The 26599-nt window shown below is 68.5% G+C and carries 25 protein-coding genes; 14 read left to right on the top strand and 11 right to left on the bottom strand.

The features are described from left to right. Positions 1–134: 134 nt before the first annotated feature. Complete coding sequence (locus A7G45_RS32720) at positions 135–1544, top strand: hypothetical protein (protein WP_407667534.1); 1410 nt, start codon at positions 135–137, stop codon at positions 1542–1544. Here A7G45_RS32720 and A7G45_RS15760 read toward each other — a convergent pair. Genes A7G45_RS15760 through modA form a run of 3 tightly spaced genes read right to left on the bottom strand, consistent with a single transcriptional unit; the run spans position 1504 to position 4162 of the window. Continuing rightward, the gene (locus A7G45_RS15760; RefSeq protein ID WP_260938510.1) at positions 1504–2592 is read right to left on the bottom strand and encodes a sulfate/molybdate ABC transporter ATP-binding protein; all 1089 of its coding nucleotides are present in this window, start codon (positions 2590–2592) and stop codon (positions 1504–1506) included. The genes A7G45_RS32720 and A7G45_RS15760 overlap by 41 nt on opposite strands. Next, positions 2589–3392: an ABC transporter permease gene (locus A7G45_RS15755; protein ID WP_043985675.1), complete on the bottom strand. Its 804-nt coding sequence runs from the start codon at positions 3390–3392 to the stop codon at positions 2589–2591. The genes A7G45_RS15760 and A7G45_RS15755 overlap by 4 nt, the downstream gene beginning before the upstream one ends. After that, positions 3389–4162 (bottom strand): molybdate ABC transporter substrate-binding protein, encoded by a 774-nt coding sequence (modA, locus tag A7G45_RS15750; RefSeq protein WP_377042001.1) that lies wholly within the window; start codon positions 4160–4162, stop codon positions 3389–3391. The genes A7G45_RS15755 and modA overlap by 4 nt, the downstream gene beginning before the upstream one ends. A 109-nt stretch (positions 4163–4271) precedes the next feature. Here modA and A7G45_RS15745 point away from each other — a divergent pair, with 109 nt between their 5' ends. The 3 genes from A7G45_RS15745 (at position 4272) to A7G45_RS15735 (ending at position 7465) form a co-directional block, all read left to right on the top strand. Next, the gene (locus tag A7G45_RS15745; RefSeq protein WP_260938509.1) at positions 4272–4943 is read left to right on the top strand and encodes an SDR family oxidoreductase; all 672 of its coding nucleotides are present in this window, start codon (positions 4272–4274) and stop codon (positions 4941–4943) included. A gap of 88 nt (positions 4944–5031) precedes the next feature. Beyond that, positions 5032–5961, top strand: coding sequence for an LLM class F420-dependent oxidoreductase (locus tag A7G45_RS15740; protein WP_260938508.1), 930 nt, complete (start codon positions 5032–5034; stop codon positions 5959–5961). A gap of 97 nt (positions 5962–6058) precedes the next feature. Beyond that, positions 6059–7465 carry a type II NADH:quinone oxidoreductase Ndh gene (locus A7G45_RS15735; RefSeq protein ID WP_260938507.1) on the top strand — a complete coding sequence of 469 codons (1407 nt, stop codon included), beginning with the start codon at positions 6059–6061 and terminating at the stop codon, positions 7463–7465. A 6-nt stretch (positions 7466–7471) separates the two neighbouring features. Here the strand turns inward: A7G45_RS15735 and A7G45_RS15730 are convergent, their stop codons facing one another. The 8 genes from A7G45_RS15730 to A7G45_RS15695 all read right to left on the bottom strand — a co-directional run bounded on the left by A7G45_RS15730 (position 7472) and on the right by A7G45_RS15695 (position 13284). Then, the gene (locus A7G45_RS15730) at positions 7472–8131 is read right to left on the bottom strand and encodes an urease accessory protein UreD (protein WP_260938506.1); all 660 of its coding nucleotides are present in this window, start codon (positions 8129–8131) and stop codon (positions 7472–7474) included. Positions 8132–8134: 3 nt separating this feature from the next. Continuing rightward, positions 8135–8821: an urease accessory protein UreG gene (ureG, locus tag A7G45_RS15725; protein ID WP_138230867.1), complete on the bottom strand. Its 687-nt coding sequence runs from the start codon at positions 8819–8821 to the stop codon at positions 8135–8137. A 15-nt stretch (positions 8822–8836) separates the two neighbouring features. Beyond that, positions 8837–9472, bottom strand: coding sequence for an urease accessory protein UreF (locus A7G45_RS15720; RefSeq protein WP_260938505.1), 636 nt, complete (start codon positions 9470–9472; stop codon positions 8837–8839). Next, the gene (locus A7G45_RS15715) at positions 9472–11193 is read right to left on the bottom strand and encodes an urease subunit alpha (protein WP_260938504.1); all 1722 of its coding nucleotides are present in this window, start codon (positions 11191–11193) and stop codon (positions 9472–9474) included. The genes A7G45_RS15720 and A7G45_RS15715 overlap by 1 nt, the downstream gene beginning before the upstream one ends. Next, positions 11190–11537, bottom strand: coding sequence for an urease subunit beta (locus A7G45_RS15710; protein WP_260938503.1), 348 nt, complete (start codon positions 11535–11537; stop codon positions 11190–11192). The genes A7G45_RS15715 and A7G45_RS15710 overlap by 4 nt, the downstream gene beginning before the upstream one ends. Before the next feature lie 11 nt (positions 11538–11548). Beyond that, on the bottom strand, positions 11549–11851 hold the full coding sequence (locus A7G45_RS15705; protein ID WP_043399908.1) for an urease subunit gamma: 303 nt from the start codon (positions 11849–11851) through the stop codon (positions 11549–11551). A gap of 78 nt (positions 11852–11929) precedes the next feature. After that, a complete protein-coding gene (locus tag A7G45_RS15700) occupies positions 11930–12331 on the bottom strand; it encodes a PaaI family thioesterase (RefSeq protein ID WP_260938502.1) in 402 nt (133 codons plus the stop codon). 182 nt (positions 12332–12513) lie between these two features. After that, the gene (locus tag A7G45_RS15695; protein ID WP_260938501.1) at positions 12514–13284 is read right to left on the bottom strand and encodes an iron reductase; all 771 of its coding nucleotides are present in this window, start codon (positions 13282–13284) and stop codon (positions 12514–12516) included. Between the two features lie 211 nt (positions 13285–13495). Between A7G45_RS15695 and A7G45_RS15690 the strand changes: the two genes are divergently transcribed. The 10 genes from A7G45_RS15690 (at position 13496) to A7G45_RS15645 (ending at position 26581) form a co-directional block, all read left to right on the top strand. Then, a complete protein-coding gene (locus A7G45_RS15690) occupies positions 13496–13912 on the top strand; it encodes a BlaI/MecI/CopY family transcriptional regulator (protein WP_043399903.1) in 417 nt (138 codons plus the stop codon). 14 nt (positions 13913–13926) lie between these two features. Next, positions 13927–14883: a M56 family metallopeptidase gene (locus A7G45_RS15685; protein WP_260938500.1), complete on the top strand. Its 957-nt coding sequence runs from the start codon at positions 13927–13929 to the stop codon at positions 14881–14883. A 104-nt stretch (positions 14884–14987) separates the two neighbouring features. Continuing rightward, a complete protein-coding gene (gene gndA, locus A7G45_RS15680; RefSeq protein WP_043399898.1) occupies positions 14988–16460 on the top strand; it encodes an NADP-dependent phosphogluconate dehydrogenase in 1473 nt (490 codons plus the stop codon). Positions 16461–16559: 99 nt separating this feature from the next. Then, positions 16560–17996: a GuaB1 family IMP dehydrogenase-related protein gene (locus A7G45_RS15675; RefSeq protein WP_260938499.1), complete on the top strand. Its 1437-nt coding sequence runs from the start codon at positions 16560–16562 to the stop codon at positions 17994–17996. Between the two features lie 256 nt (positions 17997–18252). Continuing rightward, a complete protein-coding gene (locus A7G45_RS15670) occupies positions 18253–19614 on the top strand; it encodes a hemolysin family protein (protein WP_260938498.1) in 1362 nt (453 codons plus the stop codon). Further along, positions 19607–20656 (top strand): hemolysin family protein, encoded by a 1050-nt coding sequence (locus tag A7G45_RS15665; RefSeq protein ID WP_260938497.1) that lies wholly within the window; start codon positions 19607–19609, stop codon positions 20654–20656. Before A7G45_RS15670 ends, A7G45_RS15665 begins: the two co-directional genes overlap by 8 nt. Further along, on the top strand, positions 20649–21551 hold the full coding sequence (locus tag A7G45_RS15660; RefSeq protein WP_377041999.1) for a 3-methyladenine DNA glycosylase: 903 nt from the start codon (positions 20649–20651) through the stop codon (positions 21549–21551). The genes A7G45_RS15665 and A7G45_RS15660 overlap by 8 nt, the downstream gene beginning before the upstream one ends. After that, positions 21548–22915 carry a lipase family protein gene (locus tag A7G45_RS15655; protein ID WP_260938496.1) on the top strand — a complete coding sequence of 456 codons (1368 nt, stop codon included), beginning with the start codon at positions 21548–21550 and terminating at the stop codon, positions 22913–22915. Before A7G45_RS15660 ends, A7G45_RS15655 begins: the two co-directional genes overlap by 4 nt. Further along, complete coding sequence (locus A7G45_RS15650; protein WP_260938495.1) at positions 22912–24267, top strand: alpha/beta hydrolase; 1356 nt, start codon at positions 22912–22914, stop codon at positions 24265–24267. Before A7G45_RS15655 ends, A7G45_RS15650 begins: the two co-directional genes overlap by 4 nt. 100 nt (positions 24268–24367) lie before the next feature. After that, complete coding sequence (locus A7G45_RS15645; RefSeq protein ID WP_260938494.1) at positions 24368–26581, top strand: malate synthase G; 2214 nt, start codon at positions 24368–24370, stop codon at positions 26579–26581. Positions 26582–26599 lie beyond the last annotated feature (18 nt).

Raw genomic sequence — 26599 nt, 5'->3', positions numbered from 1 at the left:
CCGGCCCTCCCACGCCATAACCGCCGCATATGCGGCGGTTATGGCGTGGAAGGCCCGTTTGGACGCGGTTGCGGCCGGGGTTGGACGCCGAAAGAAGCGTGTGGTCGCGCGAATTCGATAGAAAGGGGTGGGTTTTGGCTGACCTCACCCCCGAGGACTGGTTTCAGCGGCTGTCGGCGATGTTCATGTCGCCGACGAGGCCGCAGTGGCAGGAAGAAGTGCGACGAATATTCGCCGGTGATCGAGTCGAACTGACGCAACAACGCCGCACGCAGCCGTACTGGGTTACTCAAGTCAGGAATGCCGATGCAGCGCCGCGGGTCGATCGCGTGAATCGACGGAGACAACGCCCCACTCGACAACGTGGCGCCACCCTTGACACCAGGCACGACCATGCCGTAGCCCTCGCCCATGGACAGCGCGAACCCGAACAGGTTCTTCAGGACGGCGCCGAATCCGGTCTCGTCCATAATGTCGGCAGCCAGATCACCCACGCGTCGGATGCTTGGGTGTCGTCGCCTGAGTGGGGCGCGTGTTTCTCTGGCGCTGCCGGCAAGGTTGAAGGGTTTGTGCCGTTGGCGGACAAGGACGTTATCGTCCTGGGCTTCGACGGTTCTACTGGCCGCAAGAGGGGCAAGGCGGACGCTACGGCGCTGATCGGCTGCCGCGTCAGTGACGGGTACCTGTTCGAGATTGGCGAGCGGTCGGTGTGGGAGCCGCCGCGCAGCGAGATGTCGACGCGAGATCGCGCAAAGACGGGTGACGAGTCGTACTGGCAGCCACCGGTGGCCGAGGTTGATGCGACGATCCGCATGGCGTTCAAGCGGTACACGGTGGTCGGGTTCTATGCGGACCCTTCGGGGTGGACTGAGCAGATCGCGAAGTGGGAAGCGGCTTTCGGTGCCCAGTTGCATCCGAGGGTGAAGGCGTCGGGGCAGTCGAAGATCGCTGCGTGGCCGCGCGGCAAGGACACAAACGCTGTGGAGGCCGTGAAGGCGCTGCACACGGCCATAGAGCATGCCGAGTGCACACATGACGGCTCGACGGCACTTACACGGCACGTGCTGAACGCGCGGAAGCGTCAGGTGCGCGCGGGATATCTGCTCTACAAGTCGTACCCGGATAGTCCGGACAAGATCGACGCCGCGTATGCGGCGGTTATGGCGTGGAAGGCCCGTTTGGGCGCCGGGGCGGGCGCGGGAGGCGGCGGCACGGGATCGGCGTACGAGATCGCGCTCGGCAGGGCGATGGCCGCAGCCGCTGCACCTGCCACAGCAGCAGTCAGGGATTTCGGAAGTCGTTTGCGGGCAGTTGTCCGCGCATCCGGGTGTCGCATGGGGACGAAAATACAGTGTTACCGGCGTGACGCAAGTGCGAGTTGCGGCTATTTCTCTCCCGGGTTCGTTAGCTCGTATGCGGTATCTCGACAGAACACGGCGATATCGCTCGGTTGCTGGGGCATCGGAGTCCCGCGGCCAGGCCGGGGACAGACCGGGCGTGCCGTCACGCCGGCCGAATCGCCACGTCGCGCGGGTGGACGCTGAAGTACACCTGCTCCCCCGGGATCAGCCGTAAACCGGCCGCCGTTTCGGCACTGATGTCGGCCGCGAGGCCCCCACCGCCGTCGTCGGCCGCCTCGGCCCGCACCCGGATGACGGGTCCCCGGTGATCCAGTTCCGCGACGCCGACCGCCACGACATTGACGTCCCCCACGGGCATCCCCCGGCCTACAGATACCGCGGCCGGAGCGAACACGGCGATGGCCGGATCACCGGGTGTGACGTCCGGCCCGCAGATACCGCGCCAGGTCTGTCCCGCGGCCAGCACCGAACAGCCGTCGGTGCCGGCGCGCCCGCTGACCAGATTCACGCCCGCGAAGCGCGCCCCGAACACCGTCCGCGGCGCGGTCAGCACGTCCGCGACGGTGCCCGATTCGACGATGCGCCCACTCTCGATGACCACCACCCGGTCGGCCAGGGTGACAACGTCGAGCAGATCGTGGCTGACCAACACCGAACTCCGACCGCCCGCACTCAGCACGCCGCGCAGCAGCCGGCGCATCGCCGAGGCGGCCGCGACGTCGAGTCCGGACAGCGGCTCATCCAACAGCAACACGTCGGGTTCGGCCGCCAGCGCGCGAGCCAGCGCTACCCGCTGCGCCTGACCACCGGACAGCTGCCCCGGCCGGCGATCAGCCAGATCAGCGGCGCCGACCTCGCTCAGCCAGCGCTCCGCCGTCCGCCGCGCTTCGGCGTGCAGGCCCCGACGACGGTGGTGCCGAGCGCGCGGTCCGAATGCCACGTTGCCCGCGACCGTCAGGTGCGGGAACAGCGCCGGGTCCTGCAGCAGCAGTCCAACCCGCCGGTTGTGCACCGCGATGTGCAGGCCCGTCGCGCCGTCGGTGAGCCGGTGTTCTCCGACCCGCACGGTGCCCGCGTCCGGCCGCAGCAGGCCGGCGATCACATGCAGCACACTGGATTTGCCCGCGCCGTTGGGCCCGATGACGGCCACCACCTCACCGGCGGCGACGTCGAACTCCACATCGACGCCACGTGCGTCGACCACCGCGTGTACCGAGAGCCCGCCCGTCACTGCCGGCTCTCCGCCTCGAACGGCCCGCGACCGAACCGGGCGCCACCCATCCCCAGCACCACGACGGCCGCGACCACGACCAGCACCAGCGACAACGCCACCGCGGCATCGGCGTCAGCCTCGCGCTGCAGATAGATCTCCAGCGGCAGCGTCCGCGTCACCCCTTCGCGGGAACCGGCGAACGTCAGCGTCGCGCCGAACTCCCCCAGCGAGCGCGCGAACGCCAACACCGAGCCCGACACCAGACCGGGCGCCAGCATCGGCAACGTGACCCGGCGCCACACCGTGGTCGGGCGGGCCCCCAACGTGGCTGCGACCGCTTCGTACTGCGACCCGGCCGTGCGGGCCGCGCCTTCCAGCGCGATCACCAGGAACGGCAGCGAGACGAACGTTTGCGCCAGTACGACGGCCGTCGTCGAGAACGCGATGTGCACACCCGCCGCATCCAGGTACCTGCCGATCAAGCCCAGCCGCCCGAAGGCATACAGCAGCGCGATACCGCCGACGACCGGCGGCAGGACCAGCGGCAACAGGATCAGCGGACGGGTCCAGCGCACCACCCGGGAGCCGCTGCGGGCCAGGACCAGGGCCATCGGCACACCCAGCACCACACAGAGCACTGTGCTGGCGGCCGCGGTCTTGAGGCTGAGAACCAACGCGGTCACCGACGACTCGCTGCTGATCAGGTCGAGGAACCGCGACCAGTCGACCTTCGCCGCGACCGCGATCAGCGGTAGTACGACGAACAGCGCTCCCAGTGCCGCCGGGACATAGATCCAGCGCGGCAGTCCGGGGTTCAAGGTTTCGCGAATCCGAACTTCGCCAGGGTCTGACGCCCCACGTCACCCGTGACCAGTTCGATGAACCGCTGCGCGGCCGCCGTGTCCGCCGAGGACTTCAACACCGCGATCGGGTAGATGTTCACCGCCGACGCCGCCTGCGGGAAGTCGACCTTGGCGACCTTGGCACCGGCCGCCTGCGCGTCGGTCTGATAGACAACGCCGGCGTCGGCCTGGCCGCTGGTGACCTTGTTCAGCACGTCGGTGACCGAGGTTTCCTCGCTGACGGGCTTCAGCTCCACGCCGGCGATCTTCTCGACCTTGCGCGTGGCCGACCCGCACGGCACCTGGGTGGCACACACCACGACGTTCAGTCCGGGCCGGGCCAGATCGCCGAAGTTGTTGAGCTGCTTCGGATTACCGGGCGCCGTCACGATGACGAGCGTGTTGGAGGCGAAGTTCACCGGCGTGGCGGTGAGCAGCCCGGCCTTGGCTGCCTTGGTCATGTTGTTGGCGTCGGCCGAGGCGAACACGTCGGCTTTCGCGCCCTGCGTCAGCTGCTCGACCAGCGAGGACGAGCCCGCGAAGTTGAACTGGACGTCCGCCCCGGGGTTGTCCTTCTTGTACTGGTCAGCGATGGCAGTGAACGCGCCCTTCAGAGACGCCGCGGCGTACACGTTGACCACGGGACCCGACTTCTTGGAGCCCGAATCACACGCGGCGACCGCGCTCACTGCGCCGAGCAGGGTCAATACCGCCAGAACACGCATCAACTTGCGCATGAGCCACATTCGCAAAACCCTAGGGCCGTTTCCCCCGCGTGGCGAGTTTCGCCAGCTAGCTACTGTCCAGTAACATGGCGTCAACCGCGTTCAGCGTTGCACACGAGGAGGCCCTGTCATGGACGTTCTGGTCACCGGAGGCGATACCGACCTCGGCCGCGTCATCGCCCAAGGATTCCGCGACGCCGGGCACAACGTCGTCATCGCCGGCGCCCGCCGTGACGAGCTCGAAGTGGCCGCCAAGGAACTCGAAGTCGATTCGATCGTCCTGGACAACACCGACGGCGCCGCCCTCGAGCAGATGCGCGACAAGCTGCCGCAGCACCTCGACACCATCGTGAACGTCCCGGCCCCGGTCTGGTCCGCGGGCGACCCGCGCACCTACACGCTGGCCGAACGCGCCACCGTGTGGCGCAACACCCTCGATTCCTCGCTGCTGTCGGCGGTGTTGACCGTCCAGATCCTCGGCGACCAGATGCGTTCGGGCGGTGCCATCGTCACCGTCGTGCCGGAATGCCCCAAGGAGGGCACCGCCGACGCCGCCATCAAGGCCGCCGTGTCGAGCTGGACCGCCGGCCAGGCCGAGCACTTCGGCATCCGCGGCATCACGATCAACGTCGTCGCCGCCGGTCGTGGCTCCGAATCGGGCTATGACGGCATCGATGCCGGCGACGCGACCGTCGACTCCGAGCTGACCAAGCTCGCGCTGTTCCTCACCACGCCGGCCGCCCGCCACATCACCGGCGAGACGCTGCACGTGAGCGCCGGGGCCCTGGCCACCTTCGCCTGACCCAACCGGTTTTATTCCCGTTTCGTCCGGGCTTCGCGCGCGGCGAAAACCGAGACGCAACAGCCTGGTTGGTGGCTAGGGTCGAATCGTGACGATTCGACTCGGTCTCCAGATCCCCAATTTCTCCTACGGCACCGGTGTCGGTGAGCTGTTCCCGACCGTCATCGCCCAGGCCCAGGAAGCCGAAGCCGCAGGCTTCGACTCCGTCTTCGTGATGGACCACTTCTATCAGCTGCCCATGCTGGGCTCCCCCGACCAGCCGATGCTGGAGGCGTACACCGCCCTCGGCGGCCTGGCCACCGCCACGCAGACGGTGCAGCTGGGCACCATGGTCACCGGCAACACCTATCGCAACCCGACGCTGCTGGCCAAGGAGATCACGACGCTCGACGTGATGAGTCAAGGCCGCGCGATCCTCGGCATGGGTACCGGCTGGTTCGAACTCGAGCACGACCAGCTCGGCTACGACTTCGGCACCTTCACCGACCGCTTCAACCGGCTCGATGAATCGCTGCAAATCGTGCTGCCGATGCTCAAGGGTGAGCGCCCGACCTTCAGCGGCAAGTACTACCGCACGGTCGAGGCCATGGCCAATCCCCGGTTCCGCGACCACATCCCGCTGCTGATCGGCGGCAGCGGCGAGAAGAAGACCATTCCCCTTGCCGCGCAGCACTTCGACCATCTCAACGTCATCGCCGGCTTCGACGAGTTGTCGCGCAAGGTGGCGGTGGTCCGCGAAGCCTGCGAAAAGATCGACCGCGACCCGGCCACGCTCGAAACCAGCATGCTGGTCACCGCGTTCGTCGATGACAAGGCGACGTCCGACCTGATCCCCGCCGAGATGGGTCAGCGCATGGTGGCGGGCAGCGCCGAGAGTGTCGCCGAACAGCTGAAGACCAAGGTCTTCGACGCCGGGATCGGCGGTGTCATCGTCAACATTCCGACCAGCGTGACCGGATATGTGCCGGGCGTCATCACCGCACTCGGAGCAGCCCTGAATTCGGCTATCGACGCCTGACCCGCCGCCGGTGGGGCATCTCACTGCATTGATCGATTCAGCTGCGACTAGCCTGTGTGTGTAAACAGTCGTGTAGTAGGTCGAGGAGCCCCTCAACATGGTCCACCCCGGAGCTACGGCAACGGATCGCCACAAAGTCGTCATCATCGGTTCCGGCTTCGGCGGGCTGACCAGCGCCAAAGCCCTCAAGCACGCTGATGTCGACGTCAAACTGATCGCCCGTACCACCCACCACCTGTTCCAGCCGCTGCTGTACCAGGTGGCCACGGGCATCATCTCCGAAGGTGAGATCGCCCCGCCCACGCGGCTGATCCTGCGCAAGCAGAAGAACGCGCAGGTACTGCTCGGCGATGTGACACACATCGACCTGGTGAACCAGACCGTCGACTCGATCCTGCTGGGACACACCTACAGCACGCCGTACGACAGCCTGATCATCGCCGCGGGCGCCGGGCAGTCCTACTTCGGCAATGACCACTTCGCCGAGTGGGCGCCGGGCATGAAGACCATCGACGACGCGCTGGAGCTGCGCGGCCGCATCCTGGGTGCGTTCGAGCAGGCCGAGCGGTCCAGCGATCCGGAACGGCGCAAGAAGCTGCTGACCTTCGTGGTCGTCGGCGCTGGCCCGACCGGCGTGGAGATGGCCGGCCAGATTCAGGAACTGTCGGACCAGACGCTCAAGGGCAGCTTCCGGCACATCGACCCGACCGAGGCCAAGGTCATCCTGCTCGACGCCGCCCCCGCGGTGCTGCCGCCCATGGGCGAGAAGCTGGGTCTGAAGGCCAAGAACCGGCTCGAGAAGATGGGCGTGGAGATTCAGCTCAACGCCATGGTCACCGACGTCGACCGCAACGGCCTGACCGTCAAGGACAAGGACGGCACCATCCGGCGCATCGAGTCGGCCTGCAAGGTGTGGTCCGCCGGTGTGCAGGCCAGCCCGCTCGGCCGCGATCTGGTCAACCAGTCCGACACCGAGATCGACCGCGCCGGCCGCGTCAAGGTGAACCCGGATCTGTCGATCCCCGGCCACCCCAACGTGTTCGTCGTCGGCGACATGGCCTTCGTCGACGGCGTACCGGGTATGGCACAGGGCGCGATCCAGGGCGGCAACCATGTCGCCGCGATCCTCAAGAACGAGGCCAAGGCCCGCGCGCACGGCACCAAACCCAAGCCGCGCGAACCGTTCTCGTACTTCGACAAGGGCTCGATGGCCACTGTCTCGAAGTGGAACGCCGTCGCCCAGATCCCGCTCGGCGGGAAGTCCAAGCTCGAATTCGGCGGCTTCATCGCGTGGCTGGCCTGGCTCGGGCTGCACCTGATCTACCTGGTGGGCTTCAAGACCAAGATCGCCACGCTGCTGTCGTGGACGGTGACGTTCATGAGCCGCCAGCGCGGTCAGCTGACCATCACCGAGCAGCAGGCGTACGCCCGCACCAGGATCGGGGAACTCGAGGAGATCGTCCAGGCCACAGTCGACCCGGAGACCGTCGCGTCGGCGTCCTGACCCGGACTAAAGGCGCGGGCCCTGCCAGGCCGACAGGCAACCACCGTCGGCCAGGGCCATGACCACCTGATCTCGGCGTGATTCGTATCGCTCGGCGTTACGAATCACGCCGAAATCGCTTTCGGGGTAAAGAAATTCGCTGACATAGGCGCGTGGCGCGGCGATCTCGTCGTCGCTGACCGCACCGGCACCGAGTTCGACGCGGTGCCGCACCACGGGCAGGGCATCACGGTCGACATACAGTGACCCCTCCCAGAAGCCGTGCTGCTCGCCGGACCGCCCGACCTGCACCCGCTCGCGCAGCCGCACCCGGCCGTCGTCGGCGATCTGCAACCGCGTCGTCGCCTGATGGCTGCTGCCGCCCGCGATGACCGTCGGCTCCGGATCGAGATCGAGTTCCCCGGCAACCTCGAGATCCCAGCTCGAGCGTGACTGCGTCGTCGTGGCACCGGGCAGCACCATCATCGCGGCGACGCTGCGCACCTGCAGCCGGGCACCGGCCTCCACGATCACGCGCACATCGATGGTGTCACCGCCCAACGGCGTTGCGGCCGTGGACACCAGGTGGACGGTGTCGGGGGCGGTGCGGCGCGCGGCCACCCCGCCGACGCACTCGATGCGCGGGCCGCGGCCGGGGGCCGCGACGATCAGAACCTGGGTGTGCATGGCTCAGGCGTTCGTGACTCCCGCGCCGGCCAATTGGTCGCGGACCCAGGCCTGCACCGCCGAAGCCGTCGGATCGTCGGTTAGCGAGATCAGCACCGTGGGCCGCTCACCACGGACCTGCGCGGCGTCGCGCCGCATGACGTCCAGGTCGGCACCCACCATCGGCGCGAGGTCGGTCTTGTTGACCACCAGCAGATCCGAGAACGTGACGCCAGGGCCGCCCTTGCGCGGCACCTTGTCGCCACCGGCCACGTCGACGACGAAGATCTGCACATCGACCAGGCCCGAGGAGAACGTCGCGGTCAGGTTGTCTCCCCCGGACTCGACCAGGATGAGGTCGAGTTTGTCGTTGGTCTCGATGAGATCGTCGATGGCGTCGAGGTTCGCGGTGATGTCGTCGCGGATCGCGGTATGCGGGCAACCACCGGTCTGCACCGCGGCGATCCGCTCGTCGGGCAGCACGGCGTGCCGGCGCAGGAAGTCGGCGTCCTCGGTGGTGTAGATGTCGTTGGTCAGCACCGCCAGGGACAGTTCGTCGCGCAACTGCCGGCACAGCGCGGCGACCAACGCCGTCTTACCGGAGCCGACGGGGCCGCCGACACCGATGCGCAGCGGCTCACCGGGCTGCCGCTCGCGTTTGGGCCGGTCGTGGTGATGGTGTGGCTGACCGTCGAGGAAATGTGGTGGCATGGTGGACCTTTCGGGTCAGGAGGCGAACAAGGGACGGTCGCGGCCGGCGTGCCGTTGCGCCAGGACGTCGAGCAGTGGATCGGACAAGTCGGCAAGGCCTTTCGCCGCTTCGGCGGCGGTGCTGTCGCACAGCCCCGACAGCTCGAAGGTCAGTGCGGCGACGTCGGCGGGGTCCAGCGCCAGCAGGCGCTGGGCGGCCGTCGCGGAGCCGGTCATGGTGGTGTAAACGACTGTGGCACAGGTCTGTTCGGGGGCGAGGCCGCTGACGCGGCCGACCACACCGGACGCCACAGCCAGGTGCGGCCGGGTGCCGAGCGGCTGCCAGTCCGTGTCGGGCCAGACGCGGCGCGCCAACCGCAGCAGTCCACGTCCCTGCGCCCGGGATGCCAGCCGGGCCGCGGGAGCCGGTGTGCGCGCGTCGGTTTCGCGGTCGGCGGCCACCGGGTCGAGCCCACCGTGCACCGCTGCCGCGATGGAGGCGGTGACCAGCCCGTGCGTGCGGATACGCCGGCGCAGGTACGCCCGCAGCGTCACCACGTCGGCCACCAGGCCACTGGTGACCGCCTCTTCGATGCCGCCGGAGTGCACGTGCCCACCGGTCGGCAGCCGCGAATCCGCCAGTGCCAGCAGGGTGGCCAGGCCGCTATCCATCAGAACAGGAAGTATCTCTGTGCCATGGGCAGCTCCGTGGCCGGTTGCTCCTGCCAGACCTCTCCGTCGATCCGGACGGTGAAAGTGTCGGGATCGACGCGGATATCGGGCATGGCGTCGTTGAGCGGCAGGTCCGCCTTACCCCGGCCCCGGACGTTCTTGACCGGAACGAGCCTGCGCCGCAAGCCCAGTCGCGCCGCAAGGTCGTCCTCGATGGCGGTCGGTGAGACGAAATGCACCGACAGCCCGGCCGCCACCGAGGGATGCGCTCCGAACATCGGGCGCGGCAGGACGGGTTGCGGCGTCGGGATCGAAGCGTTCGCATCCCCCATCGCCGCCCAGGCGATCGCGCCGCCTTTGAGCACCAGATGCGGGCGGACACCGAAGAACGCGGGCTCCCACAGCACCAGATCGGCGAGCTTGCCGACCTCCACCGAACCGAGTTCGTGGTCGATACCGTGAGTCACGGCCGGGCAGATGGTGTACTTGGCCACGTAGCGGCGAACCCGGTTGTTGTCCGCCGGACCGTCGCCGGGCAGCGGCCCGCGGCGCTTCTTCATCACGTGTGCGGTCTGCCAGGTCCGCAGCACCACTTCACCGATGCGTCCCATGGCCTGGCTGTCGCTGCCGATCATCGAGATGGCGCCGATGTCGTGCAGCAGATCCTCGGCGGCGATGGTCGACGGCCGAATCCGGCTCTCCGCGAACGCCAAATCCTCGGGCACGGCAGCGTTGAGGTGATGACACACCATCAGCATGTCGAGGTGTTCGTCGAGGGTGTTGACGGTGTGGGGCCGCGTCGGGTTGGTCGAACTGGGCATCACGTTCGGATGGCTGGCGACGGTGATGATGTCGGGCGCATGGCCGCCGCCGGCGCCCTCGGTGTGGTACGCGTGGATGGCCCGGCCGGCGATGGCCGCCAGGGTGTCCTCGACGAACCCCATCTCGTTGAGGGTGTCCGAGTGCAGGGCCACCTGCACATCGGCCTCTTCGGCCACCCGCAGACAGGCGTCGATGGCGGCCGGGGTGGTGCCCCAGTCCTCGTGCAGTTTGAAACCGGCTGCGCCGCCGCGCAATTGCTCCCACATCGAGTCGGGGTTGATGGTGTTGCCCTTGCCGAGCAGCAGGATGTTCATCGGCCAGCCGTCGAGGGCCTGCAGCATGCGTCCCAGGTGCCAGGCGCCGGGCGTGACGGTGGTGGCCTTACTGCCCTCGGCGGGCCCGGTGCCGCCACCGATCATCGTGGTGATGCCGCCGCCGATCGCCTCTTCGAGGATCTGAGGACAGATGAAATGGACGTGACAGTCGATGCCGCCCGCGGTGAGGATTCGCCCGTTGCCGGCGATGATCTCGGTGGACGGGCCCACCACCAGGTCGGGGTGCACCCCGGACATGATGTCGGGGTTGCCGGCCTTGCCGATCGCGACGATGCGGCCGTCGCGAATCCCGATGTCGGCCTTGATGATTCCCCAGTAGTCGATGATGATCGCGCCGGTGATCACGGTGTCCGGGGCACCGTCGGCGCGGGTCGCCCGAGCCTGCCCCATGGACTCGCGCAGCACCTTGCCTCCGCCGAAGACCGCCTCGTCACCGGACAGTCCCGGGCCGCCGCTGCGGTCCTCGGTGATCTCGATCAGCAGATCGGTGTCCGCCAGGCGGATCCGGTCGCCCGTCGTCGGCCCGAACAGCGCCGCGTACCGGGCGCGAGATAATGAACTCACGAGGCATCCAGCTTTCCGGGCGCGTCGAGCGACAGCCCATACACTTCGCGCGTCCCGCCCAGCGGAACCAGCGAAACCCGCTGGGCGACACCGGGTTCGAATCTGACGGCGGTACCGGCCGGCACGTCGAGCCGGAGTCCGTGTGCCGCCGCGCGGTCGAAGTCCAACGCCGAGTTGGCCTGCGGGAAATGCACGTGGCTGCCGACCTGCACGGGCCGGTCACCGACGTTGACCACGTCGAGGAGCAGCCGCTCGGCACCCGCGTTGAAGGCGATATCGCCGTCGCCATAAAGGATTTCACCGGGAATCAGCGTCGCACCCTCGGTACTCGTCCGGTCCGTCATCGTCGCCGTCCTCAGGCAATCGGGTGGTGGACGGTGACCAGTTTGGTGCCGTCCGGGAAGGTGGCCTCGACCTGGACGTCGGGCAGCATCTCGGGAACCCCGTCCATGACGTCGTCGCGGCTCAGGACGTCCCGGCCGCTGACCATCAGCTCCGCGACCGTCCGTCCATCCCGGGCACCTTCCAGCAGGTGATCGGTGATCACCGCCACCGCCTCGGGGTGATTCAGGCGCAACCCTCTGGCCTGCCGTCGACGGGCCAGTTCGGCGGCGTACGAAATCAGCAGGCGTTCTTGCTCATGCGGCGTCAAACGCATAAGGGGCGATATTGCCACGGCACGCCGGGAACGGCATGTCGGGCCGGAGCTTTCAGCCCCTCAGGCGTATCCGAAGGCTCAGCCCTCGAGATTCTGGAGCCGCACCTGGCCCCGCGCGACCATCCGATCGTCCTCATCGGTGATCGTGACCAGCCACAGCTGCTGGCGGCGGCCCCGGTGGATCGGCGTCGAGGTGGCGGTGATCGTTCCGGTCTTGAGCGCGCGCAGGAAGTCGGTGTTGTTGTTGACGCCGACGACCGTGCCGCCACCGTGCTCGGCGAGCCAGACGTGGCCGGAGACACTGGCAACACTTTCGACGACGGCACAGTGGATGCCGCCGTGCACGATTCCCCAGGGCTGTAGCAGCTTGTCGGTGATCTTCAGCTGAGCGCGTGCGCCGTCCGCGGTGACCTCCAGATAGGTCAGTCCGATTTCGGCGTCGAAGCCCTTGCCGAGGTCCGCGGGCACAGATGTCGTCACGAATAGCTGTCTACACGAGCGCAGCCGACGGCAGTCACCGCACCCGCCACGAAGGCGAGCAGGCCCCGCACCGATGGTGCGGGGCCTGCTCTTCGAGTGGACCGGGAATCACTGCAGCCCTCAGGATTCCGGCGCGGTCCGTTAGTTTCTCGACTCCTGAATAGTAGGCAAGGCTTGCCTAATTAGCAAGCCCTTGCCAGGTTCATCCGATCGAGTCCGCGCACCGGGGCACCAAACCCCACGAGGGTGTCCAGCACCGCCTGGGCCCGACGCATGCCGTCGACGTCGCTGACGCCGGCCAACAGCGGAACCCGGGTCGCCGAACCCACCACGGCGGAGCCCACGATGTGCCACATCGCCGGCACCGTCATGACACCGCCACTGACCTCGAAGAGCTTCGCGAACAGCGGTTGCAGCGCACGGTGGCACCGATGCGCCAACCAGGTCGCCAGCGCCTCCTCGCCCGGGAAGCCGACGATCCCGTCGGCGATCGGCCGGGTCGCCCACACTCCCCGCCCGCCGAATACCGGATCACCGGGAAGCACCCGCAGCGTCGGGTCCGCGACGCCGACCCAGTCGATGCCACCCTCCGAGTCGATGTGAACCCACAGGTTCTCCAGCCCGGGATCCCAGGCCCGCCCCTCCAGCACCAGCAGTGGCACCACGCGGCCGATGACGACGTGCGCAAGCATGGCGGCCACCTGCTGGGCGGCGACCGATTCACTGCCGGTATCCAGCACCGCGGTATCGAACATCATCTGGAGCCGGTCGCCCGTCACGGCCTCGGCGAGCGGCCACCACCGACGACGGGAGATGTCGTCCATCACCGCAACGCCGTAGACCCTGGGATCACTCGGACACAACTCGCGCAGCCGGCGACTCGACTCGTGCAACGGAAGCATCCGGCGGATGTCCATCGTGGCGATCAAGGGGTCAGTCACAGCGGAGGGCATGAACACATCCTTAGGTTAGGTTAGCCTTACTATAGTGACGACCTACGAGATGTAAACCGCTGTGACGGGACTCACAAGCGGCGAAAAAACAGCCCTGACCGGGAACCACAACGTTCAACCGGGACGTTGGGGAGGACATGCGAAATGGATACGACGCACGGTAGTAAATGCGTAGTACCCTGGAAACACTGCCGAAAGAGTGAAATAGGACATGGCGAAAATGACGCGGCTGGGCGAGTTGGAGCGCGAGGTGATGGATCACCTCTGGTCCTCCCGCGAGCCGCAAACCGTCCGCCAGGTGCATGAAGCCCTCGCGACGCGCCGGGACCTGGCCTACACCACGATCATGACGGTGCTCCAGCGTCTGGCGAAGAAGAATCTGGTCGTCCAGCATCGCGATGACCGCGCGCACCGCTACGCACCGACCCACGGCCGCGACGAACTGGTCGCCGGACTCATGGTCGACGCACTTGACCAGGCCTCCGACTCCGGCAGCCGGGTCGCGGCACTGGTTCATTTCGTCGAACGCGTCGGGGTCGACGAGGCCGACGCGCTGCGGCGGGCCCTCGATGAGCTGGAAGCCAAGCACCGAATCCCACCGGCGACTGGCATTTCCGGCACCGACTGAGAGACACTTAGCGCGTGTCCGCCCTGGCCTTCACTCTCGTTGCGCTACTGCTGGTCGGGCCGGTACCCGCCTTGCTGGCGTGCGCATCGTGGCCGCAGCGGGCCCCCCGGGCCGCGATCGTGCTGTGGCAGTCGATTGCCATCGCCGCCGTGCTGTCCGCCTTCAGCGCCGGCATCGCCGTCGCCAGCAGGCTTTTCGCGCCAGGTCCTGACGGCCGCCCGACGACCACCGCGACCAGCGAGATCAGCGTCATGGGCTGGCCGGTGTGGCTCACGCACGTCGCGGTCTTCGCGCTGACCCTCGTCGTCGGCGGCCGACTGGTAATCGCCTTCATCCAGGTCGCCATCGCGACGCGACGCCGGCGCGCACACCACCGCATGATCGTCGACCTGCTCGACTGTTCGCGGGACACCGCACCCGCCCCCCAGGCCCGCCACCTGATCGGCCACGGCCTGCGCATTCTCGACGTCCAGCAGCCACTCGCCTACTGTCTGCCCGGCGTCCGCAGTCGTGTGGTGCTCAGCGAAGGTGCCCTCAAGCACCTGCACGACAGCGAGATCGCCGCCATCCTCAGCCACGAACACGCACACCTGCGCGCCCGGCACGACCTGGTGCTCGAGATGTTCATCGCCGTCCACGCCGCCTTCCCCCGCTTCGTCCGGAGCGCCAGCGCCCTCGATGCGGTCCGCCTGCTGATCGAACTGCTCGCCGACGACGCCGCCGTCCGGGCCACCGGCCCAACCCCGCTGGCCCGCGCCCTGGTGGCCTGCGCGTCCGGACGCGCTCCCAAGGGCGCCCTCGCCGCCGGCGGGCCGACCACGATCCTGCGCGTGCAGCGCTTGGCCGGCGAACCCAACAGCTCCTGGCTGGCCGCGGCCGCCTACTTGGCCGCCGCCTCCGTCCTGGTCGTTCCGACCGTCGCGGTGGCTGTGCCCTGGCTCACTGAATTGCACCGGTTGTTCTTCTCGTAGACTTTGCGACTGGCACCATCAGCATCGGTGGCGGATGACGCTGCACCGGCCTCGCGCCGGTCCGAAAGACTGTGCGCCACAACCAAACAACGAAAGGGCCAGCCGTGAGCTCGTCGGGAAACCCGGAACCGTCCGCAACCACCGCCACTGCCCAGATCGGCGTCACCGGCCTGGCTGTCATGGGCTCCAACATCGCCCGTAACTTCGCCAGCCACGGCTACACCGTCGCGCTGCACAACCGCTCCGTCGCCAAGACCGACGCGCTGATCGCCGAACACGGCGCCGAGGGCAAGTTCGTCCGCAGCGAGACCATCGCCGAATTCCTGGACGCGCTGGAGAAGCCGCGCCGCGTGCTGATCATGGTCAAGGCCGGCGACCCGACCGACGCCGTCATCAACGAACTCGCCGACGCCATGGAGCCCGGCGACATCATCATCGACGGCGGCAACGCGCTGTACACCGACACCATCCGCCGCGAGAAGGCCATCCGCGAGCGCGGCCTGCACTTCGTCGGCGCGGGCATCTCCGGCGGCGAAGAAGGCGCGCTGAACGGCCCGTCGATCATGCCGGGCGGGCCGGCCGAGTCCTACAAGAGCCTGGGCCCACTGCTCGAGGAGATCTCCGCGCACGTCGACGGCGTGCCCTGCTGCACGCACATCGGCCCTGACGGCGCAGGCCACTTCGTCAAGATGGTGCACAACGGCATCGAGTACTCCGACATGCAGCTCATCGGCGAGGCCTACCAGCTGCTGCGTGACGGCCTGGGCATGACGGCCGGGCAGATCGCCGACGTGTTCGCCGAGTGGAACAAGGGCGACCTGGACAGCTACCTGGTCGAGATCACCGCCGAGGTGCTACGCCAGGTCGACGCCAAGACCGGCAAGCCGCTGGTCGACGTCATCGTCGACGAGGCCGAGCAGAAGGGCACCGGCCGCTGGACCGTCAAGTCCGCGCTCGACCTCGGCATCCCCATCACCGGCATCGCCGAAGCGGTGTTCGCCCGCGCCCTGTCGGGCTCGGTGCCGCAGCGGCGGGCCACCGTGGGCATGGCCTCGGGCCAGCTCGGCGAGAAGCCCAGCGACGCCACGAAGTTCGTCGAGGACGTACGCCAGGCGCTGTACGCGTCGAAGATCGTCGCGTACGCGCAGGGCTTCAACCAGATCGAGGCCGGCAGCGCCGAGTACGGCTGGGACGTCAAGCCCGGCGATCTGGCCACCATCTGGCGCGGCGGCTGCATCATCCGCGCCAAGTTCCTGAACCGGATCAAGGACGCGTTCGACGCCGAGCCCGAGCTCGCCACCCTGCTGGCCGCGCCGTACTTCCGCACCGCGGTCGAATCGGCCATCGACAGCTGGCGCCGCGTCGTGGTGACGGCCACCGAGCTGGGCATCCCGATCCCGGGCTTCGCCTCGTCGCTGTCCTACTACGACGCACTGCGCACCGAGCGGCTGCCCGCGGCACTGACGCAGGGCCTGCGCGACTTCTTCGGTGCCCACACCTACGGCCGCACCGACGCGCCGGAGGGCAAGAAGTTCCACACGCTGTGGAGCGGCGACCGGACCGAGGTCGAGGCGTAGCTTTTCTGCCGAGCAGTCGTGAAAACCCCCGAATCACGTCGATTTCGGGGGTTTTCGCGTCCGCTCGGCATTGTCAGGCGAGGCCACTAGGCTGAAGGTGTGCAGTTTCTCGACGGCCACCAGCCTCCGTACGACCTGACCTACAACGACGTCTTCGTCGTGCCGGGGCGCTCAGAACTGATCTCCCGCTTCGATGTCGACCTGGCGACCACCGACGGCACGGGCACCACCATCCCGATCGTCGTCGCCAACATGACCGCGGTCGCCGGCCGCCGGATGGCCGAGACCATCGCCCGTCGCGGCGGCATCGTGGTGCTGCCGCAGGACCTGCCCATCGACGTGGTCCGGGGCACCGTCGACTTCGTCAAGAGCCGCGACCTGGTGGTCGACACCCCGGTCGTGCTCGCGCCCGACGACTCGGTCTCGGACGCCCTCGCCCTGCTGCACAAGCGCGCCCACGGCGCCGCGGTGGTCCTGGCGGACGGACGTCCGCTCGGCCTGGTCACCGAGGCCGCCTGCGCCGGGGTCGACCGGTTCGCGCGCGTCCGCGACGTGGCCACCACCGATTTCGTCTCCGCGCCCGCGGGCACCGAACCGCGCAAGGTGTTCGACCTGCTGGAGCACTCCCCGACGGGCGTGGCCGTGCTGACCAACGCCGACGGTTCGCTGGCCGGCGTGCTGACCCGCACCGGGGCCATCCGCGCGGGCATCTACACCCCCGCCGTCGACGCGCAGGGCCGGCTCCGGATCGCAGCCGCCGTCGGGATCAACGGTGACGTCGCCGCCAAGGCCCGTGCACTGGCTGAAGCCGGCGTGGACGTCCTGGTCGTCGACACCGCGCACGGACATCAGTCCAAGATGCTCGAAGCGTTGAGCGCGGTGGCCGGGCTCGACCTCGGCCTGCCGCTGGCGGCCGGCAACGTGGTCTCCGCCGCCGGCACCCGGGACCTGATCAACGCGGGCGCGTCCATCGTCAAGGTGGGCGTCGGCCCCGGCGCCATGTGCACCACCCGGATGATGACCGGGGTGGGGCGGCCGCAGTTCTCGGCCGTCGTCGAATGTTCTGCGGCGGCAAGGGAACTCGGCGGCCACGTGTGGGCTGACGGCGGTGTCCGGCACCCGCGCGACGTGGCACTGGCCCTGGCCGCGGGCGCGTCGAACGTGATGATCGGCTCCTGGTTCGCCGGCACGTACGAGTCGCCCGGCGACCTGCTGACCGACCGCGAGGGCCGCGTCTACAAGGAGAGCTTCGGCATGGCCTCCAAGCGTGCGGTGGCCGCCCGCACGGCCGGTGACGGCGCGTTCGACCGGGCCCGAAAAGCGCTGTTCGAGGAAGGCATCTCGTCCTCGAAGATGGAGCTGGACCCCGTCCGCGGCGGGGTCGAAGACCTGCTCGATCACATCACCTCCGGCGTCCGCAGCACCTGCACGTACGTCGGCGCGGCAAACCTCGCCGAGCTGCACGAAAAAGTGGTGCTCGGGGTGCAATCAGCCGCCGGATTCGCCGAAGGACACCCGCTGCCCACCGGTTGGTGAGCAGGTCCGACGGGGCCGACCAGCTACCATTGCCATACGGCCGACGATTGCAATAGGCGTCGGTCGGCCGTCGATGTCGATTCAGCGAAAGGGAGCACGTGCCGCAGGCACCCGTTGGGGCGTCGACCGCCCCGAGCGCGGCGGGAGCGTGCGACGCCAACCACGTGCTCCCCGAGCCGAGCCCTGATTCCATGGACTCCGAACCTCCCAGTAGCCGGCCGGGCCGTCAGCCCGGCGCCCCGAGCGGTGGTGCCCGGTGACCTCCGCACTGACCATCGCGAGCCTGGCCGCGTTCATCCTGCTCACCGTCGGCACGGCGGTCTTCGTCGCCGCCGAGTTCTCGTTGACCGCGCTGGAACGCAGCACGGTGGAGGCCAACGCCCGCGACGGCGGCCGGCGCGACCGGATCATCCGTACCGCGCACCGCAGCCTGTCGTTCCAGCTGTCCGGCGCGCAGATCGGCATCTCGATCACCACCCTGATCACCGGCTACCTGGCCGAACCCGTGGTGGCGCGGCTGCTGCGCGGCCCGTTGCAGGCGGTCGGGCTGCCGGAGAGGTTCACCGATTCGGTGGCCTTGACGCTGGCCCTGCTGATCGCGACGTCGGTGTCGATGGTGTTCGGCGAGCTGGTGCCCAAGAACCTCGCCGTGGCCCGGCCGGTGCCGACCGCGCGTGCCACCGTGCCGCTGCAGTGGTTCTTCTCCCTGGTGTTCTCCCCCGTGATCAAGCTGACCAACGGCACCGCCAACTGGGTGCTGCGCCGGCTCGGCGTCGAGCCCGCCGAGGAACTGCGCTCGGCGCGGTCGGCGCAGGAACTGCTGGCGCTGGTGCGCAACTCCGCCGAAAGCGGGTCGCTGGACCCACAGACGGCCCAATTGATCGACCGCTCCCTGCAATTCGGCGGCCGCACCGCCGAGGAGTTGATGACGCCGCGATCCATGATCGAGTCGCTGGAGGTCACCGACACCGTCGCCGACCTCATCGAGACGGCCATCCGCACCGGGTTCTCGCGTTTCCCGATCGTCGCCGGGGACCTCGACGAAACCGTCGGCATCGTGCACGTCAAACAGGTCTTCGCGATACCCGTCGAGCTGCGCGCCGGCACCCGGCTCGCGCAACTGGCACGGCCCGTCCCGACGGTGCCCTCGACCCTCGACGGTGACGCGGTGATGACCCAGATCCGGGCCAACGGCGTCCAGACCGCCCTGGTGGTCGACGAGTACGGCGGCACCGCCGGCATGGTCACCGTCGAGGACCTCATCGAGGAGATCGTCGGCGACGTCCGCGACGAACACGACGACGCCACCCCCGACGTGGTCGAGGTGCGCGACGGCTGGCTGGTGTCGGGTCTGATGCGGATCGACGAAGTGGACACCGAGACCCCGTTCCGCGCGCCCGAAGGCGACTACGAAACCATCGGCGGGCTGGTGCTCAAAGAGCTCGGCCACATCCCCGACGTCGGCGACACCGTCGTGCTGACCGAGTTCGACCCGGACAACCCCGAGCTGGACCCGGTGCAGTGGAAAGCCACGGTCATGCGGATGGACGGGCGGCGCATCGACCAGCTCGAACTCACCGAACTCGGCACGGACCAGTCGGGAGCCGACGATGAATGACGTTCTCGGCATCATGCTGACCATGGCCCTGCTGGGCGCCAACGCGTTCTTCGTCAGCGCAGAGTTCGCGCTGATCTCAGCCCGCCGCGACCGCCTGCAGGCCCTCGCCGAACAGGGCAAGCGCAGCGCTGTCACCGTGTTGCGGGCCGGTGAGCGACTGTCGATGATGCTGGCCGGCGCTCAGCTCGGCATCACCATCTGCTCGATCCTGCTGGGCCGCATCGGTGAACCGGCCGTCGCGCACCTGCTTCGCGAACCCTTCGACGCCTTCGGCGTGCCCGACACCGTGCTGCACACCGTGGCTTTCGCCGTCGCCTTGGCGATCGTGGTGACGGTGCACGTGCTCCTCGGCGAGATGGTGCCGAAGAACATCGCCATCGCCGGGCCCGAGAAAGCCGCGATGCTGCTGATCCCGCCGTACCTGGTCTACATGAGCGTCGCCCGGCCGTTCGTCATCTTCTACAACTGGTGCGCCAACAGCACGCTGCGACTGCTCGGGGTAGAGCCGAAGGACGAGCTGGACGTCACGGTCTCATCGGTGGAGCTGTCCGAGATGCTGACCGAGTCGCTGTCGGAGGGCCTGCTGGACGCCGAGGAACACGTCCGGCTCAAGCGCGCGCTGGACATCCGGACCCGAACGGTCAGGGACGTCGCGATCCCCCTGCAGGACATCCGCGCGGTGCCGATCGCGGCGCCCGGAACCGGTCCCACCGTGGGTGCGGTGGCCGAGGCGTTGCGCGAGACCGGCTATTCCCGCTTCCCGGTCACCGACGGCCACAGCGCCTACCTCGGCTACCTGCACATCAAAGACGTGCTGCCCTGCATGGACCACAACGACGCCGTCCTGGATCGGTCCATGGTGCGCCCGCTGCCCATGGTCGCCTCGACGCTGCCGGTGGTCGACGCGCTGTCGTGGTTGCGCCGCAACAACAGTCACCTGTCCCTGGTGACCACCGAAGGTTACGTCACCGCGATGGTGACGCTGGAAGACCTGGTGGAGGACCTGGTCGGCGTGGTGCGCGACGGTACCCACCGTGTCTGAGACGGCGTGTGCACTGCCCGAGGTCCTGGACGAGCACGACTGGGCGCTGCGCGAACAGCGCTACCTGGACCGCGTCGACGCCTTCCTCGCACCGCATGAGCGGCGGATGCGGGCCGGCGAACCGCATCCGGTGTGGGACTTCCTGTTCACCTACTACAGCCTCAAGCCCCGCCAGCTGCGGCGCTGGCACCCGGGTTTCGGCCGCGCGCTGACCGGGCCGGGCGCGCAGCGGTTCACCGACCGGACCGGGTACCGCCGCACCGCTGACGCTGTCACGGTGACGGACGCGTACCTCGCCGGCCGCCGGGACACCGTCGCCTTCGTTGCCGACCTGTTGACTGCGACGGCGGCCCGCCCGGCCCGGTTGAACTGTTTCGGCCTGCACGAATGGGCCATGGTGTACCGCGCTCCCGAGGTGCGGCACGCCCGGGTGCCGCTGCGGCTGAGCGCGTCGGACACCGACGCCGTGGTCGAGTCGATGCCGCTGCGGTGCACGCATTTCGACGCCTACCGATTCTTCACCGAGGCGGCCGCCCCGCGCAACGGCGAAGCCCTGTCCCGACACGCCCAGTCGGCCACCGAGCAGCCGGGCTGTGTGCACGCAAATATGGACTTGTACAAATGGAGTTACAAGCTCGGACCTTTGCTGGAGTCGAATCTGTTGATGGATTGCCTTGACCTCGCGGCGGACGCACGCGTCCTCGACATGCGGGCCAGCCCGTATGACCTGAGCGACTACGGCATCGAGCCGATCGCCATCGAGGACCCGACGGGCCGCGCCGAGTATGTGCGCCGTCAGCAGGACATCGCCAATCTCGCTGTGCCACTGCGTGAATCACTGTTGTCCGAATGCCTGGCGTTGCTCGACCACCACACCGACGGGGGCATGCCATGACAACCCGGACAGCGCTACGGATCGCCGCTGCCGCTCTGGCGGCCGCGCTGACCGTCGCCGGCTGCTCTGACGCCCAGTCCGGTCGCAGCACGCCGCGCAGTGGGCAGGTGTTGCCCGGTGACTACAGCGGCGCCGGTCCCGGCACGCTCGTCGCCGCGCAGCCACTGACCACGGTCGACCCCGAACTGGCCGGGCTGACCGCCATCTCCGCGCGCATCACGTACGTCTCCACGTCGGGCATCAACGACAGCCACCCCAAGGTGACGGGCTCGGTGTTCCTGCCGAAGGGCAAACCGCCCGAGGGCGGCTGGCGCATCATCGCGCTGGCCAACCCGGGCAGCGGCATCAAGTCCGACTGCGCGCCGTCGTCGTCGCCGAGCCTGCTGGGCCTGCTGCCGACCGTCCGGCTCATGGTCGGCGCCGGGTATCTGGTCGCGATCACCGACTATCAGGGCATCGGGCTCGACGAGACCTATCACCCGTATCTGGACTCCACGACCGAGGGCTTCAACCTGATCGACCTCGCGCGCGCGACGCGCAAACTGGTCTCCGCCGCCTCCACGAACTGGATCGCGGTGGGCACCGGGCAGGGCGGTCAGGCGGCCTGGGCGGCCGCCGAGCTGGCCACCGATTACGGCGGCGGCCTGCGCCCGCAGGGCGCGGTCGCCCTGGCCCCGACCGCGGCCCTCGACTGGCTGGCCGACGCCTCCGCCGCCGGGGACCTGAACCGCGACCAGCAGCTCATGCTGCAGCAGTACCTGGCGGTCATGCCGCAGGCCTATCCGGGATTCCCCATCGAGGACTACCGCCGCGGCGCCGCCCGCGACCACTGGGACACGTTGTCGGCCTGCCGAGGGCCGGCCGTCGCCGACCGCACGGGCATCCTGGATTCGCTGACACCGCACGACCTCGGGCCGACGACGCCCGCCGCCACCGAAGCGCTGCGCGGTTACCTGCGGAAGGCGACGCTGCCGCAGGCGCCGGCCGCCGCCCCGATGCTGATCACGCCCGGGCCGGCCGACGGCCTGGTGCCGCCCGAGCAGACCGCCGCGGCCGTCGAGCGGGCCTGTGCCATGGGCGACGTGATCGACTACGTCCAGCCCGACGAAGCCGACGCCCTCGGCTGGATCACCGACCGGTTCAACGGAACCCCGGCGCCCAACAACTGTGCCGGCGCCACGCCGACCACCGCCACGCCGACGACGACCGCCAGTTCGAGCTCGGACGACTCGGACACCGGGCAGTCGAGTTCGGACACCGAAGAGGTGACCCAGACCGCCCAACAGACCGAATCCGAGACCCCGACGCCGCATCACCCACAGCCCGCGCCCCCGCCGCCGGCGGACCTCGGGGACGCCGAATGAACATCGGCCTGCTCGACGGCTGGCTGCCAACGCTGATCCAGGTGGTGACGGTGCTCGGGCTGATCGTCGCCGTCGGCCGGCGGTCCCCGCGCTGGCTGCGACTGTGGCTCCCGGTCGCGGTCGGGACCGGCATCGTCCTGGCACTGGGCTGCAGCTGGTTCATCTCCGACCAAGGCCTCGCAGGCGGCCCGGCCCCGGCCTCGCTGTGGGTCTGGATCGTCCTGACCGGCGTGGCACTCGTGGTGGCCATCGCGGGCTGGCCGGGCCTGCACTGGTGGCGCAGGTCGCTGGCCGTCGCGGTGGTGCCGCTGTGCGCGGTGTGCGCGGGCCTGGCGGTGAACACCTGGACCGGTTATCTGCCGACCGTCGAGGCCCTGTGGCAGCGGGCCACCGGCGCCGAACTCAAGGGCGAGATCGATCTGAACACCGCGCTGGCAATGCGCAGCGCCGGCCAGGTGCCGGACCGCGGCGTCCTGATCTCGGTGCAGATTCCGACGGACGCGTCGGGCTTCCGCACCCGTCCGGAAATGGTCTATCTACCACCGGCATGGTTCGCCCACGACGCCCCGCAGCTGCCGGTCGTGGTCATGGTGGGCGGCGAATTCGGGTGGCCGGCCGACTGGCCGACGGCCGGCGGCGCCCAGCGCACCGCCGACGATTTCGCGGCCGCCCACGGCGGCAACGCACCCATCCTGGTGTTCGTCGACACCAGCGGCCAGTTCTCCAACGACACCGAGTGCGTCAACGGGCCCCGCGGCATGGCCGCCGATCACCTCACCAAAGATGTTGTGCCATTTGTCACTTCGACATTCTCGGCGAGCCCCGATCCGTCCCGCTGGGGCATCGTCGGCTGGTCCGCAGGCGGCACGTGCGCGGTGATGACCACGGTGATGCACCCCGAGCTGTTCCAGACCTTCGTCGACATGGACGGACAGGTCGGGCCCAACGCCGGTTCGCAGCCGCAGACCATCGCGCGTTTGTTCGGCGGCGATGCGGCGGCATTCGCCCATTTCGATCCGGCGACCGTGGTGCGCAAGCACGGGCCGTACACCGGCGTCGCCGGCTGGTTCGCGGTGTCGGAGAACGGGCCGGTGGTGCACCAACCGGCCCAGGCCGGCGCGGCGACCAACGTGCAACCGCCGGACAACCCGGAGAGCCACACCGCCGTCGCCAGCTACCTGTGTGCCATGGTCAGCGCCGCCGGTATCGAGTGTTCGGTGGTCCCGCACGGCGGTGACCACACGTTCCCCAGTGCCGCAGAGGTATTCGCCGCGGCCCTGCCATGGCTCGCCGGACGCCTGCACACGCCCGGTGTCCCGGCCATCGGTTTGCCGGGTTCGACACCGCAATGAGGGTGTGACCGGGTTCTCAATGTCCGACACGGCGGTGAGCTGCGGTTACCCACGGGTAAAGTGGAGGGTCGCCGCGTGGGCTGCTTAGGAGGAAATACAAATGACTGATCGTGTGACGGTGGGAAATCTGCGGGTGGCCCGCGTACTGCACGACTTCATCACCAACGAGGCCCTGCCCGGCACCGGGGTTGACCCGGACAGCTTCTGGGCCGGGGTGGACAAGGTCATCACCGACCTGACCCCGAAGAACCAGGCTCTGCTGGCCCGCCGCGACGATCTGCAGGCGCAGATCGACAAGTGGCACCGGGCGCGGGTCATCGATCCGGTCGACACCGATGAGTTCAAGAACTCGTACCAGGAGTTCCTCACCGAGATCGGCTACCTGCAGCCGGAACCGGCGGAGTTCTGCATCCGGACCTCGGGCGTCGACCCGGAGATCACCAGCACCTCGGGTCCGCAGCTGGTGGTGCCGATCCTGAACGCCCGGTTCGCGCTCAACGCGGCCAACGCCCGCTGGGGCTCGCTGTACGACGCGCTGTACGGCACCGACGTCATCTCCGACGAGGACGGCGCCGAGGCCGGCAAGGGTGGCTACAACAAGGTGCGCGGCGACAAGGTGATCGCCTACGCCCGAGGCTTCCTGGACCAGGCCGTCCCGCTGGCGGCCGGCTCGTGGGCCGACGTCACCGGCCTCAAGATCGATGACGAGCACCAACTGCAGGCCGAACTGGGCGACGGGCTGTCGAGCGGGCTGGCCAGCCCCGAGGAGTTCGTCGGCTACACCGGCAAGCTCGGTGACTCGGCGTGGTCGGTGCTGCTGGTCCACCACGGCCTGCACATCGAGATCCTGGTAGACCCCGCGTCGCCGATCGGTTCGACCGACCAGGCCGGCATCAAGGACGTCGTGCTGGAGTCCGCGATCACCACGATCATGGACTTCGAGGACTCGGTCGCGGCCGTCGACGCCGACGACAAGGTGCTGGGCTACCGCAACTGGCTGGGCCTGAACCGCGGTGACCTGTCCGAGCAGGTCAGCAAGGGCGGCAAGACCTTCACCCGCACCCTGAACGCCGACCGCGTCTTCACCACCCCGGACGGCGAGGGCGAGCTGACCCTGCCCGGCCGCAGCCTGCTGTTCGTGCGCAACGTCGGTCACCTGATGACCAACGACGCCATCGTCGACGCTGACGGCAACGAAATCCCCGAGGGCATCCAGGACGCGCTTTTCACCGGCCTGATCGCCATGCACGGCTTGAAGTCGACCGAGGAGAACGGCGAGCTGACCAACAGCCGCACGGGTTCGGTCTACATCGTGAAGCCGAAGATGCACGGCCCCGAAGAGGTCGCCTTCACGTGCGAGATCTTCAGCCGCGTCGAGGACGTCCTCGGCCTGCCCGCGGCCACCCTCAAGGTCGGCATCATGGACGAGGAGCGCCGGACCACGGTCAACCTCAACGCCTGTATCAAGGCCGCCGAGGACCGTGTGGTGTTCATCAACACCGGCTTCCTGGACCGCACGGGCGACGAGATCCACACCTCGATGGAAGCGGGCCCGATGGTCCGCAAGGGCGCCATGAAGAGCCAGACCTGGATCAAGGCCTACGAGGACGCCAACGTCGACGCCGGTCTGGCCGACGGCCTGGCCGGACGCGCCCAGATCGGTAAGGGCATGTGGGCCATGACCGATCTGATGGCCGAGATGGTCAAGCAGAAGATCTCCCAGCCGCAGGCCGGCGCCACCACCGCGTGGGTGCCGTCGCCGACGGGCGCCACCCTGCACGCCATGCACTACCACCAGGTGGACGTGCGCGAGGTGCAGGAAGAGCTGGCCGGCAAGAAGCGCACCACCCGCGCCGAACTGCTGACCATCCCGCTGGCCAAGGAACTGGCCTGGGCGCCCGAAGAGATCCACGAAGAGGTCGACAACAACTGCCAGTCGATCCTCGGCTACGTGGTGCGCTGGATCGACCAGGGCGTCGGCTGCTCGAAGGTGCCGGACATCCACAACATCGCCCTGATGGAGGACCGCGCCACCCTGCGCATCTCCAGCCAGCTGCTGGCCAACTGGCTGCGGCACGGCGTCATCACCGAGGACGACGTCAAGGCGAGCCTGCGCCGGATGGCGGCGGTCGTCGACGAGCAGAACGCCGGCGACTCGGCGTACCTGCCGATGGCACCGGATCCGGAGGGCAGCATCGCCTTCCAGGCTGCGCAGGAGCTGATCCTCGAGGGTTGCGCCCAGCCCAACGGCTACACCGAGCCGATCCTGCATCGGCGCCGGCGGGAGTTCAAGGCCGCACACGCCGGTTCGTGAACGGTTAACTCCCCCATC

This window comes from Mycolicibacterium llatzerense, from assembly GCF_025331195.1.
Taxonomy (GTDB): Bacteria; Actinomycetota; Actinomycetes; order Mycobacteriales; family Mycobacteriaceae; genus Mycobacterium; species Mycobacterium llatzerense.
This window is presented reverse-complemented; position numbering and strand designations above follow the sequence as displayed.

Excerpts from the sequence above, each read along its gene's own strand:
- modA (WP_377042001.1), bottom strand. The coding sequence starts at position 4,162 with ATGTGGCTCATGCGCAAGTTGATGCGTGTTCTGGCGGTATTGACCCTG.
- A7G45_RS15745 (WP_260938509.1), top strand. The coding sequence starts at position 4,272 with ATGGACGTTCTGGTCACCGGAGGCGATACCGACCTCGGCCGCGTCATC.
- A7G45_RS15735 (WP_260938507.1), top strand. The coding sequence starts at position 6,059 with ATGGTCCACCCCGGAGCTACGGCAACGGATCGCCACAAAGTCGTCATC.
- A7G45_RS15730 (WP_260938506.1), bottom strand. The coding sequence starts at position 8,131 with ATGCACACCCAGGTTCTGATCGTCGCGGCCCCCGGCCGCGGCCCGCGC.
- ureG (WP_138230867.1), bottom strand. The coding sequence starts at position 8,821 with ATGCCACCACATTTCCTCGACGGTCAGCCACACCATCACCACGACCGG.
- A7G45_RS15720 (WP_260938505.1), bottom strand. The coding sequence starts at position 9,472 with ATGGATAGCGGCCTGGCCACCCTGCTGGCACTGGCGGATTCGCGGCTG.
- A7G45_RS15710 (WP_260938503.1), bottom strand. The coding sequence starts at position 11,537 with ATGACGGACCGGACGAGTACCGAGGGTGCGACGCTGATTCCCGGTGAA.
- A7G45_RS15705 (WP_043399908.1), bottom strand. The coding sequence starts at position 11,851 with ATGCGTTTGACGCCGCATGAGCAAGAACGCCTGCTGATTTCGTACGCC.
- A7G45_RS15695 (WP_260938501.1), bottom strand. The coding sequence starts at position 13,284 with ATGCCCTCCGCTGTGACTGACCCCTTGATCGCCACGATGGACATCCGC.
- A7G45_RS15690 (WP_043399903.1), top strand. The coding sequence starts at position 13,496 with ATGGCGAAAATGACGCGGCTGGGCGAGTTGGAGCGCGAGGTGATGGAT.
- A7G45_RS15665 (WP_260938497.1), top strand. The coding sequence starts at position 19,607 with ATGAATGACGTTCTCGGCATCATGCTGACCATGGCCCTGCTGGGCGCC.
- A7G45_RS15655 (WP_260938496.1), top strand. The coding sequence starts at position 21,548 with ATGACAACCCGGACAGCGCTACGGATCGCCGCTGCCGCTCTGGCGGCC.
- A7G45_RS15650 (WP_260938495.1), top strand. The coding sequence starts at position 22,912 with ATGAACATCGGCCTGCTCGACGGCTGGCTGCCAACGCTGATCCAGGTG.
- A7G45_RS15645 (WP_260938494.1), top strand. The coding sequence starts at position 24,368 with ATGACTGATCGTGTGACGGTGGGAAATCTGCGGGTGGCCCGCGTACTG.